At 59.3% G+C, this 15,055-nt stretch carries 11 protein-coding genes; 9 read left to right on the forward strand and 2 right to left on the reverse strand.

What is annotated here, in order from left to right:
* Window positions 1-9: 9 nt before the first annotated feature.
* The 4 genes from NKH54_RS08525 (at window position 10) to NKH54_RS08540 (ending at window position 3,563) form a co-directional block, all read left to right on the forward strand.
* The gene (locus NKH54_RS08525; RefSeq protein ID WP_353028029.1) at window positions 10-1,161 is read left to right on the forward strand and encodes an N-acetylmuramidase domain-containing protein; all 1,152 of its coding nucleotides are present in this window, start codon (window positions 10-12) and stop codon (window positions 1,159-1,161) included.
* A 42-nt stretch (window positions 1,162-1,203) separates the two neighbouring features.
* Window positions 1,204-1,998, forward strand: a complete 795-nt coding sequence (locus NKH54_RS08530; RefSeq protein WP_353028030.1) for a M15 family metallopeptidase — start codon at window positions 1,204-1,206, stop codon at window positions 1,996-1,998.
* A 45-nt stretch (window positions 1,999-2,043) separates the two neighbouring features.
* A complete protein-coding gene (locus NKH54_RS08535) occupies window positions 2,044-2,934 on the forward strand; it encodes a hypothetical protein (protein ID WP_353028031.1) in 891 nt (296 codons plus the stop codon).
* 80 nt (window positions 2,935-3,014) lie between these two features.
* On the forward strand, window positions 3,015-3,563 hold the full coding sequence (locus NKH54_RS08540) for a hypothetical protein (protein WP_353028032.1): 549 nt from the start codon (window positions 3,015-3,017) through the stop codon (window positions 3,561-3,563).
* A gap of 518 nt (window positions 3,564-4,081) precedes the next feature.
* Here NKH54_RS08540 and NKH54_RS08545 read toward each other — a convergent pair.
* A complete protein-coding gene (locus tag NKH54_RS08545) occupies window positions 4,082-5,239 on the reverse strand; it encodes a patatin-like phospholipase family protein (RefSeq protein WP_353028033.1) in 1,158 nt (385 codons plus the stop codon).
* Window positions 5,240-6,273: 1,034 nt separating this feature from the next.
* On the opposite strand from NKH54_RS08545, the gene NKH54_RS08550 reads away from it, so the two are divergent.
* The 5 genes from NKH54_RS08550 (at window position 6,274) to NKH54_RS08570 (ending at window position 11,140) form a co-directional block, all read left to right on the forward strand.
* Entirely contained in the window at window positions 6,274-8,313 is a 2,040-nt protein-coding gene (locus tag NKH54_RS08550; RefSeq protein ID WP_353028034.1) for a S8 family peptidase, read from the forward strand.
* A 20-nt stretch (window positions 8,314-8,333) separates the two neighbouring features.
* Entirely contained in the window at window positions 8,334-9,524 is a 1,191-nt protein-coding gene (locus tag NKH54_RS08555; RefSeq protein ID WP_353028035.1) for a ComEC/Rec2 family competence protein, read from the forward strand.
* Window positions 9,525-9,765: 241 nt separating this feature from the next.
* On the forward strand, window positions 9,766-10,260 hold the full coding sequence (locus NKH54_RS08560; protein WP_353028036.1) for a hypothetical protein: 495 nt from the start codon (window positions 9,766-9,768) through the stop codon (window positions 10,258-10,260).
* Window positions 10,260-10,619, forward strand: coding sequence for a ComEC/Rec2 family competence protein (locus tag NKH54_RS08565; protein ID WP_353028037.1), 360 nt, complete (start codon window positions 10,260-10,262; stop codon window positions 10,617-10,619). The genes NKH54_RS08560 and NKH54_RS08565 overlap by 1 nt, the downstream gene beginning before the upstream one ends.
* A complete protein-coding gene (locus tag NKH54_RS08570; RefSeq protein ID WP_353028038.1) occupies window positions 10,616-11,140 on the forward strand; it encodes a ComEC/Rec2 family competence protein in 525 nt (174 codons plus the stop codon). The genes NKH54_RS08565 and NKH54_RS08570 overlap by 4 nt, the downstream gene beginning before the upstream one ends.
* A gap of 376 nt (window positions 11,141-11,516) precedes the next feature.
* Here NKH54_RS08570 and NKH54_RS08575 read toward each other — a convergent pair whose 3' ends face one another.
* Window positions 11,517-14,909 (reverse strand): TM0106 family RecB-like putative nuclease, encoded by a 3,393-nt coding sequence (locus NKH54_RS08575; RefSeq protein WP_353028039.1) that lies wholly within the window; start codon window positions 14,907-14,909, stop codon window positions 11,517-11,519.
* Window positions 14,910-15,055 lie beyond the last annotated feature (146 nt).

A 15,055-nucleotide genomic window follows, 5' to 3' on the forward strand; every position in this document is an offset into this window, starting at 1 on the left:
GGAGGTCACATGAGCGAACTGGCCGACACGATGAGCCGCGCCCTTGCAGCATTGCAAGAGCGCATCAACCAAACGCCAGTGCCACCCGACAGGGACGCACTGATTGCTCAATACGATGCACTGTTTGCGATCTACGAGGAGCGAGTGGATGACGATTGGACGCATGCCGCGAAAAAGGTACGCGATGCTGCGGCTGCCGTTCAGGCGGTCATAGATTCCGGCAAATCGTCACCCCTCGCAAACTTGGCGCCCGCTCTTGCGGCAGCTACAGCAAACCTGAAAGCTGTACTGGTTGGTTTGCCGTCTGCGCCTGTGGCCCCAGGGCCGGTAGCGGCGCCGGCCGCCAATCCCATCGTTCCGACCGGTGCAGCGATCCCGCTTACCCAAGCCGGATTGGAAAATGCCTGCCAGAAGCTCGCTGTAAAGGCAGCCGAAATCTGGGCTGTTCTGTTTACCGAAACCGATCCACCCTATTGCGGCTTTTGGGCCAATGGCTCGCCCCAAATTCTTTACGAGCAGCACATTTTCCATCGGTTGACACAAGGCAAATTCGACGTGGCCCATCCGGACATCAGCTCGCCTGAGGCCGGAAACTACGGCGCCAGCGGTGCGCATCAATATGCTCGCTTGAAGCAAGCGGCGGCCTTGGACGAGTCTGCGGCCTTGCAAAGCGCCAGCTGGGGTATTGCTCAAACCTTAGGCGCTAACTTCAAGCGCCTCGGATTCGCCACACCACAAGTAATGGTCAAGCAGATGTTTTATTCAGAGGATGAACAACTCCTGGCCGGCGTTAGGGAGATCCTCGCCTCCGATCTCGCTGGTGCGCTGGCGGCACATGACTGGAAGTCCTTTGCCACCGGCTACAACGGTCCCGCATATTGGAAAAACAACTACGACGAGCACCTGCGCAGCTGGTACGCAAAACTCGTTTCGGGTGCTTTGCCAGACCTGCGCGTCCGAGCGGCTCAGGTTTACCTGATGTATCTTGGCTATGATCCCAGCACCATTGATGGAATTTGGGGCAAACGTACTCAGTCTGCGCTCAATCAATACAGGACCAAGATCGGTTTGCCAGCCTCTGACCAGCTGGATGATCTGACCATGGCCGCATTGTCCAAGGACGCTCAAGCCGCCGTTGGGGCCGCAGTACCAGTTCTGTGACATTGCGGGTGCGGTGCTACCTATGCGCAATCGGAGGAAGCAATGACCACCAGCAGCTATCTTGACAAGACGTTTGTGGTGGAAAACCCAGATGCCCGCATTCGGAGGGACGACGACTTGCTCAGCTTCGTCACTTTGTCTGCCTCTGAGGCCGCATTAGCCGGCGGAAACGTCGGAGATTTCAAGCGGATACCGGTTGATACTAAAATCCGGGTGCTTGGAACCCGCATCGGCCCCAATGGAGTTGTATATGTTCAAGCTGCGACCGACGCCAACCCTCCCACGACAATCGGGTGGACGTCGTCGCGCAATCTGAGGGGCCGGTTTGTCAATGAAATTCTCGGCGAAGTCGACCCCACTGACAATGATCCAAGGGGCACTACGGCGGCTTGGGAAAAAGGAAACTTCGTCGGGCAGAAAAAACTGGTGAACATTGTCGACAGCACGCTCGAGGTGGAACAGATTACGCTCGAGACATTGCCGGCATATCTCAGGCTCGTTGCAGCCGCCGAACAATCCAAGGTCACAGTGGCGTTGCGGAGTGGCTTCCGAACCTATGCCGAACAAGCGTATCTGTACGAAGGTTTCAAAAATCACAAAGCAGGATTTGCGACGGCTGCGCGACCTGGATTTTCTAATCACCAGCATGGTCAGGCCTTCGACCTAAACGTCGGGGGCTTCCAAGGCAATCCTGTTTATGACTGGTTGAGTCAGAACGGCCCAAAATTCGGGTTTATTCGTACGGTAAGCGGCGAACCCTGGCATTGGGAGTACCGCCCTGAAATGGCCGCCCAACTCGCAGCGAAAGGGAAGCACAAGCTAGCTGGCATCGTTTAACCTGTTTTGTTTTTTCTTACTTCGACATCTCGAGGGACGTCCACGATGGTTGAGACAACGCAAGCAGATCCCATACCCGGACAGTCACAGAAAGAACCCAGCAGCTGCACAGGTAGGGATCCCAACTTTGCAGTGAATGACGCCTCGTTCTTTGAATACGTTGACCGGCTTAAGCGTCTTCGGAATTTTTTATATCAAGAGGCTATTCCGATGTCGACCGCAGCTTCAGCAGCGCTAGAGATGGGGAATCTACATGTTCTCTATTTTCACGCTGACGGAAGAATGCCGACAATTGAGGAGTGGAACCAAGTTGAACGGCAGACTCAGCTTGTTTATAGTATATTGCCACCAATGCTACGAAGACGATTTCTCTTGATTAAAACACCGCGAAATCTAGTTATTTTGCCAGTCGTGTTTTTATGCCTGATTGTTATATCGGCAATAACTATTGTTGGTGTATTCAATTTCTCGTGGCAGGTTCTGGTTTATGTAGCTTTTTACTTATTTTGGACGGGTTCTCTCGGATCTCTTGGTGCGATTGCATCAATCGGAATGAATGCTTTGTCAGTTCAGAATGATATTACCTTTGATATAACTAACAACGCCCTTCTATCGCTTCGCGTGATCATCGGGGCGTTATTTGCTTTGGTTCTCATATTTCCATTTGGTTATAACGGTCTATTTAATTTTTTTTATACCATATCTTTTCTGGTTTTTGGTCCAATACAGTCCAACACGACGCAAGGTAGTCAAACCAGCCTGGATTTAATAGGCCAAGGCGTACTCTTGCTAGCACCATTTATTCTTGGGTTCAGCACATCGACTGTAATCCTTATCTTAAATCATATGACGGATGCCGTTCAGAGTTTGTTCGGTCACGGACCGTCACCTTCAGTTCCACCATTGGCTACTGCCGATGAGGGCGTAAAGTCTTAAGCATAAAAGCCAACTGCTCCCTTAATTGAATCCGAACCGCAATTAGAGTGTTGCACCTGTCGAGAAGGCAAGAGAGGCAGATGAGTACAAAATTTAGTTCATCGTTCTGGTCCATTCTGACGTTGCTGTCGATGCTCGACCAGGTGGCGGTTGCCCAGGAGTTGCCCGCTGATCAGGCCGACGCCATCGTACAAGCCTGTGCTCAGATCGCTGAGGTCAAGCTCAGCGATGATTTGGCAAAATCTATCCTAGACACGTATTCCGACGTAGAAACACGCAGCGACTTCAGTTCGGTAGGTCCCTTTTTAGCGCGAATGCCGCCACCAGAGCGTGGTGTGGCGCTCAAGTTGTTCGATTGTCTCTCAAAAAATTTGCTTCTCGCCACGCCGCAACCGCAGCCGAAACCGGAACCGCCGCAACCTGTGCTTCCAACTGTAACGTATAAAGTGTGTTCAGGCGAATACGAAAGCAGGTGTCAGCAGCACGATGTTTACCTATACTGCTATAGCGATGTTGGGGCTTGGGCAAGCGCACGCTGCAACTCATCCACGGTAAACAGGTACAATACGTACGGTGGAAATAAATGCGGTTATTCAATGGATCTTGTCACGTGTACAGGACCTAAATGAAGCTTTTGGACGTCCTCATGCCGCAGCAAATAGAGCAGTGGTCGCGGATCCAGCTTCAGCATTCTCAGACATCGCTGCGTCTTTATGAGGCACCTGGGATTGTTGAGGCGCAGGGGACTGCTGGTGAACGGCACTCGCCTGACGATTTTCACCGTAACTGCATGGGCCACTGGGGCGCATGCGCTTGGGTGCGGCACAACGCCACCCGCGAGGGCCACTGATTTCGACGGGCCTTGAACAATACTCAACGGATCAGCACTCCGACGCGATTAGCGATTGCGGACACGGCCAGCTATGAAATGGAACAACACGGGAGGACGCCGGCCGGCGGACTATCGCCCGCAACCCGCGCACGCATCTTGAACGCGCTCGGCGGGCGACGAACTTCTCATCATGACCCTATAACCGTGTCTGTGGGGACGAAGTCGTGTCGCATTCGGCGGCTGAGGGTGGCCGTTCGCCCGGAATGGACTGCATATTGCACCTGTTCACTCAGTTGGATATTCATCTACGGCCAATCACGGAGTCGGCCATTGGCCGTCGGGAACGTCAGCCGGTCCGCCCTTTTCCGGCCCGTAATAGGCGCGAATGCGCGACGCCGCATGCCCATAGCCGGCCTTCAGCAGCAGCGCCTGCGTCTTCTTCGGTACCTTCCACAGGCGGGTTGACACCCGGCTCGCTTCCTCCGCCTCCGACTCTGTGAGCAGCGCCGGTCGGTCCTCGGCCTTGAGCAGCCCCGTGGTCAGACCCCACATGGCGCCGTTGCGCGCACCGACTTGATAGGCATGCACCATGATGCGCTCGCGCAGGTCTTCCGACTGGTCCATCGAAATGTCGACGACGCGTAGCGACTGCTGCAGCCAGTTCTCCTTCGGGTCCGGCTGGTTGTCGAACGGCCGTCCGGCGTTGGACAGGAGCACGGTACGGCACCGCTTCCACACCGTCTCGGTACCGAGATTGTCATAGACGCCGCCGTCGGTGAGCACCGCCGTTTCGGTGAAAGGTGGGCAGGCGAGCGCCCCGCGCTTGTCGGCCCGCAGCGTCCCGCTCTTGAGATCGATCGTGGTCGGGGACAAGAACGGCGGAAACGACGCCGACGCCGCGACCACCTGCGACAACGGCAAGTCGACGTTGTCGAAGAGGCCGATGGCATGGTCGGCGATATAGTCGCGCCGGAACCGCATGGTGTTGCCGGTCATCAAGTTAGTGGCGTTGAAGACGAAGGTCGGCGCGATCGGCAGTGACGCCAGCCGCGCGCTGCCGGTCAAGTTCCGCTGATAGCTTTTGGCCGCCTGGTCGGAGGCCGAGCCAAACGGATTGAGGCCGGCGAAACCGGACGCGACGTCGATGGAATCCTCGGCCTGCTTCAGCACCGGCTTGAGGAATTCCTGGGCGAGGTTGGTGGCGCAGCCGGCCGCGTTGAAGCTGAGCTTCGGATAGGCGAGCGCCAACGCCGCGGCGGTCATGGAGCCGCCCGAGACGCTGGAAACGCGATTGAGCTTTGGCAGCAGGCCGAGATCGTTCAGCCGGAAAACCGCTCCGGCGTGGAACAGCATGGCGCGATAGCCTCCGCCTGACATGCAAAGGCCGACGAGATCCTCCAGCTTCTCGCCGTCGATCGGAGTCTTCCTCGCGGCCGAGGTTACGCCCGGCGCTCCACCGACAATTCCCGACATTTTGTACCCCTCGCTCACGTGCGACCGACACTATCGCCTGCAGATGCCAGAAAGGGCAAGGCGCGATCAAAAGCCTCGCCTGCCCAGGCGGATCTGCATTGCTTCCAAGCCCCAAGCATCACCAGGCGATCGCCGGACAACCCGGGGAACCCGTTCAAAACTTCTCGATTCCTGACTTCAGCAGCCGCCGAGGAATTCTTGGTGCGGCAAAACTGTTCAAGCGATCGCCATTTGTTTCAAAAAAATCGATGCCTGCACCAATTTCCTGTGCTTTACAAATGCTGCTTCCTGGATGAAGCTGTAAGGATAGATCAAGGATTGATTGCAGTGGCGGCCGCCGAAGCTGGCGAATTTACAGCGTCTGCTTGCACGGGAAAACACAACGGCTGGAGAGAATGCCGAGGATGCGCTCGGCACTCTTCAACCGCGGCGGCAAGACGCCCGAGGCCTCGAAGAACGTGGAGATCAAGCTCGGCGTGCAGGACGTGACGCTGAAGCTCTGACGACGCACCGCCAAACTCCGGTCGAGCCAGGATCGTGGCGCGGTCGTCAGAAGAGGCGTTTGGCAATGGGAGGGGGACATGGCTAAGTCGCCAAGCGACAAGACAACGAAGACACGAGGCAAGCGATCAGCCGCGACCAAAGCCAAGAGGCGTCGCCGCGCGGCTCACTCTCAGTCACAAACGGGTGACTCGCCGGGACCTCCTTCGGCATCTGCGCCTCCCCTGCCCAATCCTGAGCCGCCGCCGAATCCAGAGACGTTACCGCCCGAGTTCGTCCCTGAGCCCGCGGTCCCTGCGGCCAGCCCTGATCTGCCACCCAACACATATATGCCGCCCTCCGAGCGCGTCCCCGCCCTAGATGCGTTGCCACCTGAACCGCCCGATGGGACGCCGCCGGGCGAGCCGCCAGCATCGGGGCCATCGCGTGCTTCGTGGCCGGCACTCAGCGAGGAGACAATCCGTCGGTTCGTAACGCAGACGTTTGGCCATGCTCGGCGCACTCAGGATAGTCCGGTTGCGTCTGATGTATGGATGAAGTTGATCCGCATCGCCTACCTCACGGCTAAGGCAGGCTATGAACAGAGCGAGCCGCCTGACGATAAGGTCGACGTGCTGCTCACCCCTTGGAGCGGTGCCTCGGCGGGCGAGATTGCCGCTTATCTCAGGGAGGGTACGGGCAAGGAGAGTGTACGTGTGGATTGGATCGGGCTCAACGCCGGGTTCGTCGTCGCCCGTGCCAATCTCGCCGCCATCGTCGAGCTCGTGATCCCCATGACGGACTGGTGGCAGAAATTCAGCGATGACTTCTGGAACCACGAGACCAGCTACCAGTCCTATTTCGAAATGCGGGACAGGAACGACCCGCTGTCAGCGATCCTCCTGAAGTCGCACAACTGGGCGATCCAGTATTTCAGGCTGGCTGCAATAGCCGGCCTCGCCGAGGGATTGCGCAAAGCCGATATATCGAGGGCCCGCGCGCTGATCGCAACCGTAGAGCGGTTCGCCAAGCTTTCGGGGCGGGAGCCCAACGAAGACATCGACGATCACGTCATTCCGGGAAGCGACGGTGGCACTGCGGACATTCCTACGAAACTTTCGGCCAACCGCGATGAGCCGAAGGCGCAGGATCTCCTCTTCCTTCTCATGCCGTTCGAGCGCGCCTTCTCGGCCGAACTCGGAGGGTATTTGCGGGCCGATGCCGATTTCGAGCGCGACCCGGCGCAGAACGTCGACCAGGCCGGTGACGAACGGACCCTCCGCAAGGCGCTGCGCGAGCCGCATGTCTACGCACTCAACCTGAATCGCAATGCTCAGCCGATGTTGTTCGACTCACGGCGCACGGTAAAGGCCGACGCGGCGCAACGCGTCTTCGACATATCGACTCGCGATTTGACCTTTGCAATCATCGATGGCGGGATCGATGCCACGCATAGGGGCTTCCTAGACTTGTCGGTACCTGAAACGCAGGCTGAACTGGACGCGGCCCGCAGCGCCGATGGAAACCATGCAGTGGAGGCCTATGGTCCTGCGGAGATGCTCGTCCGGCTCAAACGCTCCCGGGTGATGCGAACGCTCGATTTCACCCGACTACGACTGATCCAGCAAGCCATCAATGTCGGCGTTACAAATGCGTTGGTCCCACAGCAGATCAAGGACATCGTGAACAACCCGGCATTTGCCTTGAACGTCGCGCACCTGCAGGCGCGCGGCGATCTTGCCCGGGACATCGACTGGGCCATCGTCCAGCCGCTGATCGAGATGCGACACGACCAGACCTACGCGCCGCCGCGTCGCGGTCACGGCACTCACGTCGCCGGCATCCTCGCTGCCGGGCGGCACCAACCCGTCGACATCAGGACCGAGCTGGTTGGCATGTGCCCCGATCTCAGATTGTTTGACCTTCGCGTCTTCGATGACGAAGGCAACAGCGACGAGTTCACAATCCTCTCCGCCATCGAGTTTGTCGGCTGGGTCAACCGCAATCGCGACTATCCGGTGATCCACGGCGCCAACCTGTCGCTTGCGCTCAGGCACTACGTCGATTCTTATGCCTGCGGTCGTACGCCGATATGCGAGGCCTGCAACCGGCTTTCCAGTTCGGGAACGGTGGTGGTGACAGCTGCAGGCAACACCGGCTTCGACAGCGAGGCACGGCAAATGAGTCTCGGCTCCGGCTACCATTCGATCAGCATCACAGATCCGGGCAACGCCGACGGGGTGATCACGGTTGGCGCCACACATCGGCGCGATCCGCACGCCTTTGGCGTCAGCTATTTTTCCAGCCGCGGCCCGACCGGCGACGGCCGGCGCAAGCCCGATCTGGTGGCGCCTGGCGAAAAAATCACTTCGACCGTTCCCGGCGACCGAAGCGAGCAGATGGACGGGACGTCGATGGCCGCACCCCATGTCAGCGGAGCGGCGGCAATGTTGATGGCGCGCCACCCGGAACTGATAGGTCAACCTGCTATGATCAAGGACATACTGACGCGCACCGCCACCGATCTCGGCCGCGAGCGCGACTTCCAAGGGGCCGGTTTGGTCGATGTGCTGCGCGCCCTGCAATCCATCTAATGGGAGGAAATGTCATGGTAATGCTGGAAGCCCTGAACGCTTTGTATGGAGACTGCCTGATCCTCCGCTATGACCATGAGGGTCAGGAACGCCGTTGGCTGATTGACGGCGGGCCGCGAGCGGAGACCGTGGGCGGCAAGATGCTTGCGGTTTGGAAGGATGTCCTCTTGTGCCGGCTAGAAGAGATACAAAAGGTCCAACCCTTCGTCTTCGAGCTCGGCATGGTGAGCCACATCGATGACGATCATATCAACGGGCTGATGGCGTTGACCTCCGACCTCCTGGCGGTGGCTCCGCCCGCCCGCGTAGTCAAGTTCAATAAATTCTGGTTCAACTCGTTCGACGATCTCGTGGGACCGACCCCGGCCTCGCTGACGGCCATGCGCAACGACGCTGCAATTCAACTCGGTGCCGATACCGTCGGGCGCGTTCCGAGTGTCAAACTCGCGGGGGACGGCGCTGCGGTGGCGCAGAGCGTCCCGCAAGGCAACAAGCTCGCCGCCAACCTGCGCAAACTTTCCTTGGCCGGCAATCCACCATTCAACGATGTTATTTCCGTGCAGAAGAACCAGCCGGCCCAGACTGTCGCAGGCGCCTCCATCACGATTGTTGGGCCCCTGCAGAAGCGGCTCGAAAAGCTGCGGGATAAATGGAAGAAGGCCCTGCAGCAGCAGACCACGCCCGCCAAGACGGCTGCCCTGCAGGAACTGTTCTCCACAAGGCTCGACTCCTCCGTACCGAACCTGTCGTCGATTGTGATGCTGGTCGAGGTCGCAGGCAGGAGCCTGCTGCTCACGGGCGACGCCCGCGGGGACGACATCGTCAAGGCTTGGAAGGAGCTTGGCTTGCCGGACGCGAAGCGGAAGATCGATCTGCTGAAGATGCCGCATCACGGAAGCAAGGTGAACAGCCCCAAGAGCTTCATCGAGTTCTTCCCGGCGACGCACTACGTCTTCTCTGCCGACGGGCACTACGACAACCCCGACCCGCCGCTGCTCGAGGGTCTCGTCAGCGTGCATGGCAACCGCAAGATCGTGCTGCACTTCACCAACGCCGACATAAACTGGAGCAAGCCGTACGTGCTCAAGAAGGGCGGGGTCAAGGTCAAGTCGCTGGCCGAGATGTTGCCAGCGCTGAAGGCGGCCTATCCGGGACCGTGGTCCGAGAATATCCGACCGTCCGGGAAGTTATCCTTAGAAATTACTCTGTAGCAACGACTGCGCTCTAGTCCCACCGCATTCAGGTGGAGCGCGTCGATGCCAACTTTCATGAGCGATGTTATGTGACTGACAGTAGGCCAAATGATTCACTGCACCGCCCCGGGCGCGAAATTAATCGCGTGGACTGCAGAGGCAAACGGGCGTCGAAATCACCGGTGAATAGATTCGGTGAGGACTTCTGCTTCTAAGGAGACTGCTGCGGTGCAAAGACTTCGAGTCTCTGGGGTTGGTCATGGGCGACGTAATATCGAAAATTTCATCATACAATATTTTTACCAATTTGATCCCTGGAGCGGTCTTAGCCTTCATTATGCATAGGCTCGAGATCTACGACTTCCAGTCACCATCAACAGTGATCGATATAATCATGTACTATTTCTTGGGGGTGGTCGTGAGCCGCGTCGGCTCCGTCATACTTCAACCCGTCTTGAGGAGGACCCACTTCATAAAACATGGGGACTACTCCAGTTTCATTGTCGCCGAGGCGAAGGACCCGAAAATCGCGGTGCTACTCGAGTCGAGCAACCTATACCGCTCGATCTGCTCGGTCTTGCTTCTGTCGCTACTGGCCTACTGGGTAAAATTGTTGGCCGCGCGCTACGGCTGGTCATTGCGCTCGGTTGAGGTCGGGACAGTCATCTTCCTGGCCGCCCTCTTCCTGCTCTCCTACAGGAAGCAGGCCGCATTCATAGAAAAACGGGTGCAACACCACAATCGAGGCGAGTGATGGCTATCGTCAAATCCTATGCCGTTGGTGCCGGCGACATGTTCTTCATCAAGCACAACAGCGACAACTTCACGGTCATCGACTGCCAGCTGTTCGACGATTTCAAGGAGACGATTGTGCAGGAGCTCAAGGCGGAGTCGGCGGACAAGGGCATAACTCGGTTCATCTCGACCCACCCGGACGAGGACCACATCGAAGGCCTTGAGTACCTCGACGAGAAAATGCCGATTTACAACTTTTATGTCGTGAACAACCAAGGCGACGAAGAACGAGGAGACGGAATCGTCAAGCACTATTGCCAGCTCCGCGACGGGACCAAGCCTTCCGCGTCTACAAGGGTTGCACGCGCAAGTGGATGAACGAGAGCGACGACGTCAGGAAAACTGCTGGGATCCAAATCCATTGGCCCAACATCGGCAACGAGCATTTTAAGGCGGCACTTCAGGAGGCAGTCGACGGCATCGCATTCAACAACATTTCGCTCGTGGCTCGCTATTCGATTAATGACAGCGCCAGCTTCATGTGGATTGGAGACTTGGAAACCCAGTTCATGGAGGACATCCTAGACGACATCAACCTGCCGAAGACGACGGTTGTTTTCGCCCCGCACCACGGGCGCTACTCGGGCAAGCTGGCCAACAGCTGGCTCGACAACCTGCAGCCGGAAATAATTGTGCTTGGCGAGGTGTCCTCCCGACACCACCATTACTACACCGGTTACAGCACTCTCACCCAAACCCGCGCCTGGGACATCTCATTCACCCCGGACGGGAAGAAGTTGCACTGCTACGTCTCGAATCCGGACTACGAAATGCGCGAGTGGCTGGACGACGAGGGCATGGCCGACCGGGACTACTATATCGGAACACTGAATTTCTAGCCGACCATCCTCGTGACGCGATGTAGCGGTTCTCTTGAATATCCAGGTGTTCCGGAAATCCAAATGAGCTCCCCAGAAGGGATTAAGTCAACGGTCGTATAGAGGTCATCGCGGCGGGTGATGTGCTATTCGGCTGACACGCCGGGGACAGCCTGGTTTGGTCTTTATTTAGCCACTCGGTGGGAGCTCAGCATCTGGCGCTATAAGTGAAGCACGAAAAGAAGCGAGCCATTCGATCCATAAATGATGTTCTGCGACTTCATGTTCGGTTCAGCGCCGATCGAGCGCCTGTTCTGGAATGGCCGCAAATGACCATCGGGAAATCCCTCGTGCCGCTTCTCGTTGGCCAGCCTCCGAAGTCGACCTTTGCGAGGACCTACAAATCAACCATCTCGGCCATTTCCAAATAGCGGCAAAAGCCGTTGGCGAGCTGCATCTGGCGCGGTGTCCGACATTCCGGCTCGAACACGTCCGGATTGGCCACGAGAATGCACAGTGCCTTGGCGCGGGAGGTGGCCACATTGAGGCGGTTCGCGCTGTAGAGGAACTCCATGCCACGCGGGGCGTCGGCATGACTGGAGGTCGTGATGGAATAGATCACGATGGGCGCCTCCTGTCCCTGGAACTTGTCAACCGTCCCGACTCTCGCGCCGGGGAGGCGTGCCTGGATTTCAAAGACCTGCGCGTTGTAGGGCGCGATTATCAGGATGTCTTCCAGGGCGAGCGACGCCTCATTGCCCTCGCGGTCGCGCCAGCGTGCGCCCGAAGCGAGGATCCCGCTGACAACATCGCGGATGCGGTCGGCCTCCTCCGGGCTGGAATTCTGGTTGCCACGGTGCTGCACTCCGACATAGCGCACGCCGCTTCCGCCAAGCGGGCCGTCCATCAGGATGGCTTGGTTCTCGAGACCGGGACGGGGAAGGAGGCGGCTTTCGTAAAACAGTTCGGAGGTGAAACGGCAGATGTCGGGGTGGAGGCGCCAGGTCTGGTCGAGGAACAGGCCCTCGTCCTCGGCGATGGTCTGCCGTCCGCCGAGAAGGTGGTCGAGGGCCGAGACCTCCGTACCCTCAGGGTGGGAGCCCTGCATTGGCTGCTCAAGCTGCTGCGGATCTCCAAGCAGGACAACGCTAGCTGCAGCCGGCGATATGGCAAGCACGTTGGCGAGCGACATCTGCGCGGCCTCGTCCACGAACAGCACGTCGACGAGGCCAGCTGCATCGGGCCGGGCCCACAGGAACCCCGTGCCGCCAAGGACGTGGTAGCCGCTTGCAAAGGCGCCGAGGGCCTCGGGGTTCTTCGTGGTGAAGGTGAGGTGCGGGACATTGTCTTCCGCATCCGTGACCTTGTGCAGGCACTGCAGGTCGAAGTCTTCCTTCGCTGTTTCCTCGGCGGCCTTCGCGAGCAGGTTGCGAATGACCTTGTGGCTGTTGGCGGTCACCCCGACGCGAAGGCCGGCCCTGACCAGCGCAAGGATCGCGTGGGCGCCGGTATGGGTCTTGCCCGCGCCAGGCGGTCCCTGGATGGCGAGCACGCCCTGCAAGGCCGGGACCAGGCGGCAGGCTGCATCGACCGGGCTCTCGCCCGGCTGGCGCAGCGCCGCGCCGCCGGCATCGGGCGGCCGCCGCAGCAGCAGATCGCGCGCGGCCTTGTAGGCACCGGGACCACCGATGCCATGATCGGCCACATACTCGCCGATCTGCACCAGGGACTCGGCCAGGACAGCCGTGTCGATGTAGGTATGGGCGAAGATCGCTTCGGGGTGAAGTCCGGCAGTGTCGCCTCGCTTCTTGATGTCGATGAAGCGATGTTCCAGGTCGACGCCCTCGGCCTTGCCGAATCGCTCGCCGCCGACGCTGCGCAAATCCTCGCCGCCGCGAAACTCCGCGTCCTGCTGGGGAAATCGATAGCGGTGGATGGGGGCCTTCGCGGTTCCGCCGACGGTATCCACGAATTCGAGGCCTGCGATGCCTGCCCGCTCGTCCTCCAGCTCGTCCGCGGACAGCGCTGCCAGCCGGAAATATTCCCACCAGATCGCCTTCTCTTCCCGGCGATGCCAGTCGAGCACGTTCGCCAGCACGTAGAGCGCCTGCTGTTCGGCGCTGCGCTCCGCGGAGTCCACCGGAACGCCATCGGTCAGCACGGCCACAACTGCATCGATCCGCGCCTGCCGGGCTGTAATATTCGGGGGAGCGTCCTCTCCAGGCGGAGCCGGCCGGGGAATCTCCACGCTTGAGGCGACCGCGTCAGTCCGCAGGCCCTCCAGCCAGTCCCGAAGCCGCTTCGTCGAGACACAATCATCTTGGTTGTAGCCCGCCACCACGGCTCGATCCTCCGCTTTGATGCCGCCTGCGTCCCCGAGCTCTAGGCGGGCCTGGACCTTGCTCAAGGCATAGTTGGCATCGGGCAGCGACACCGCGCGCGTGAATTCGTAGAGCGGCTCCAGTTTCTTGATGGAATAGCTCTCGACGCTGGCTCGGATGGCGTGGCGGACCACCGCATAGAGATCGACCAGGACCTGCTTGCGCAGCAGCGTGTCGATCTCTTCCTCGCGCGTGGCGTAGCGCCCCATCAGGCGTTTGAGCGCGCCCACCTCATAGGCCGCGTAGTGGTAAATGTGCATGCCGGGATTGTGCGCTCGCTGCTCAATCACGAAATCGACGAAGCGCTCAAAGGCTGCCTTTTCATCTGCCGGCGTGAGACACCAGTCGGCGACGTAAGTGAGGGCGCCCTCTGCGTCCTTGAAGGCGTAGCCGAAGAGATATTCGAGGCCGCCATCGCCGACGAAGGGGTCGCCTTCGAGATCGAAGAAGATGTCGCCGTCGTTCGGCTCCGGCAGGCGGCACAGACCAAAGCCCGGTTCTATCGGCAGCGCTTCATAGCGCAACTGCCCGGCCGTGCGCCCCGCGACCTGGATCCGGGCCTGCTCCCGAATGCGGTTGTAGGAGGAAGCGGCGCCGCGCTCCGGCTTCCACGGCAGCGGAAGGGGGAGCTCGGCTAGCGCAGTCATAGTGGCGACGTCGTGGCCGGCGAGTTCGCCGCGCTGTACGGCCGTGATCCCGGCTACAAGGGAGAGGTGATCGTCCTGGTGGCGCCGGTCGTCGCATTGGCCGCGCCAGCGGCAGATGTCGCAATGAGCGACCGGCTCCGGATAGGTGCCACCATTTCCGTTCAGGAACGCCGCGAAGCGTCCCCGGACATTGCGGTAGTAGGCGGCATAATCGCTGATCCGAAAGACCTCCGGCTCGAAGCCGGTGAGGGGCGCGACAACGTAAGCGCATTCTGGCACGAGGCCCTGAACCTGCCCGACGAGGTCGGAATAGAGGCAGAGCTGCAGCACCGTCCCGCCCTTGGTTTCGCGGGCGAGCTTGGTGTCGACGACTTCATAAGACCAGGCGCCGAGATCGCTTGGCGTCTCGACGCGCCGGAGGATGTCGGCCCGGCCCGTGAAGGGCGGCGAGCGTAGGGCGGCCTGCACGATGATCTGCGCGCCGGCACGCATCGCCTCGATCGTGGCGGCCACCGAGCCATCATCGATGCCCTTGCCCCCGATGACCGCGACCTTAAAGCCGGAGGCGCGCAGGTGATCGACATAGGCCGCCTCGTGCGCGGCGCCGCGCTGCTGCAGGATCTCGAGCAGCGGGTCCCAGATCTTGGGCTTCTGAAGCGCGCCGTCCGCCACCTGAAGGTCAAGCACCGTCAGGTGGCCGCAGTTCAAGTGGCCCACAAGGTCGGAGGCGCTCAACTGTAATTCGGAGCCGATTTTCAGCATAAATAAAGTCTACGCAGATGTTGGCAGCACGGCAATTCGGGTTATACGACTGCCTTGATCGCGAATTAGCCGTATTGTCTCATGTCGAAGCAGCGCCGTTGCAGAAGCTTAGGGCGTCGTTTCCACTAGCGGCAGAACAGCGGGAT

This window comes from Mesorhizobium sp. M1004, from assembly GCF_040318795.1.
GTDB lineage: Bacteria > Pseudomonadota > Alphaproteobacteria > Rhizobiales > Rhizobiaceae > Mesorhizobium.

Excerpts from the sequence above, each read along its gene's own strand:
- NKH54_RS08540 (WP_353028032.1), top strand. The coding sequence starts at position 3,015 with ATGAGTACAAAATTTAGTTCATCGTTCTGGTCCATTCTGACGTTGCTG.
- NKH54_RS08575 (WP_353028039.1), bottom strand. The coding sequence starts at position 14,909 with ATGCTGAAAATCGGCTCCGAATTACAGTTGAGCGCCTCCGACCTTGTG.
- NKH54_RS08570 (WP_353028038.1), top strand. The coding sequence starts at position 10,616 with ATGAACGAGAGCGACGACGTCAGGAAAACTGCTGGGATCCAAATCCAT.
- NKH54_RS08550 (WP_353028034.1), top strand. The coding sequence starts at position 6,274 with ATGAAGTTGATCCGCATCGCCTACCTCACGGCTAAGGCAGGCTATGAA.
- NKH54_RS08530 (WP_353028030.1), top strand. The coding sequence starts at position 1,204 with ATGACCACCAGCAGCTATCTTGACAAGACGTTTGTGGTGGAAAACCCA.
- NKH54_RS08555 (WP_353028035.1), top strand. The coding sequence starts at position 8,334 with ATGCTGGAAGCCCTGAACGCTTTGTATGGAGACTGCCTGATCCTCCGC.
- NKH54_RS08535 (WP_353028031.1), top strand. The coding sequence starts at position 2,044 with ATGGTTGAGACAACGCAAGCAGATCCCATACCCGGACAGTCACAGAAA.
- NKH54_RS08525 (WP_353028029.1), top strand. The coding sequence starts at position 10 with ATGAGCGAACTGGCCGACACGATGAGCCGCGCCCTTGCAGCATTGCAA.
- NKH54_RS08545 (WP_353028033.1), bottom strand. The coding sequence starts at position 5,239 with ATGTCGGGAATTGTCGGTGGAGCGCCGGGCGTAACCTCGGCCGCGAGG.
- NKH54_RS08565 (WP_353028037.1), top strand. The coding sequence starts at position 10,260 with ATGGCTATCGTCAAATCCTATGCCGTTGGTGCCGGCGACATGTTCTTC.
- NKH54_RS08560 (WP_353028036.1), top strand. The coding sequence starts at position 9,766 with ATGGGCGACGTAATATCGAAAATTTCATCATACAATATTTTTACCAAT.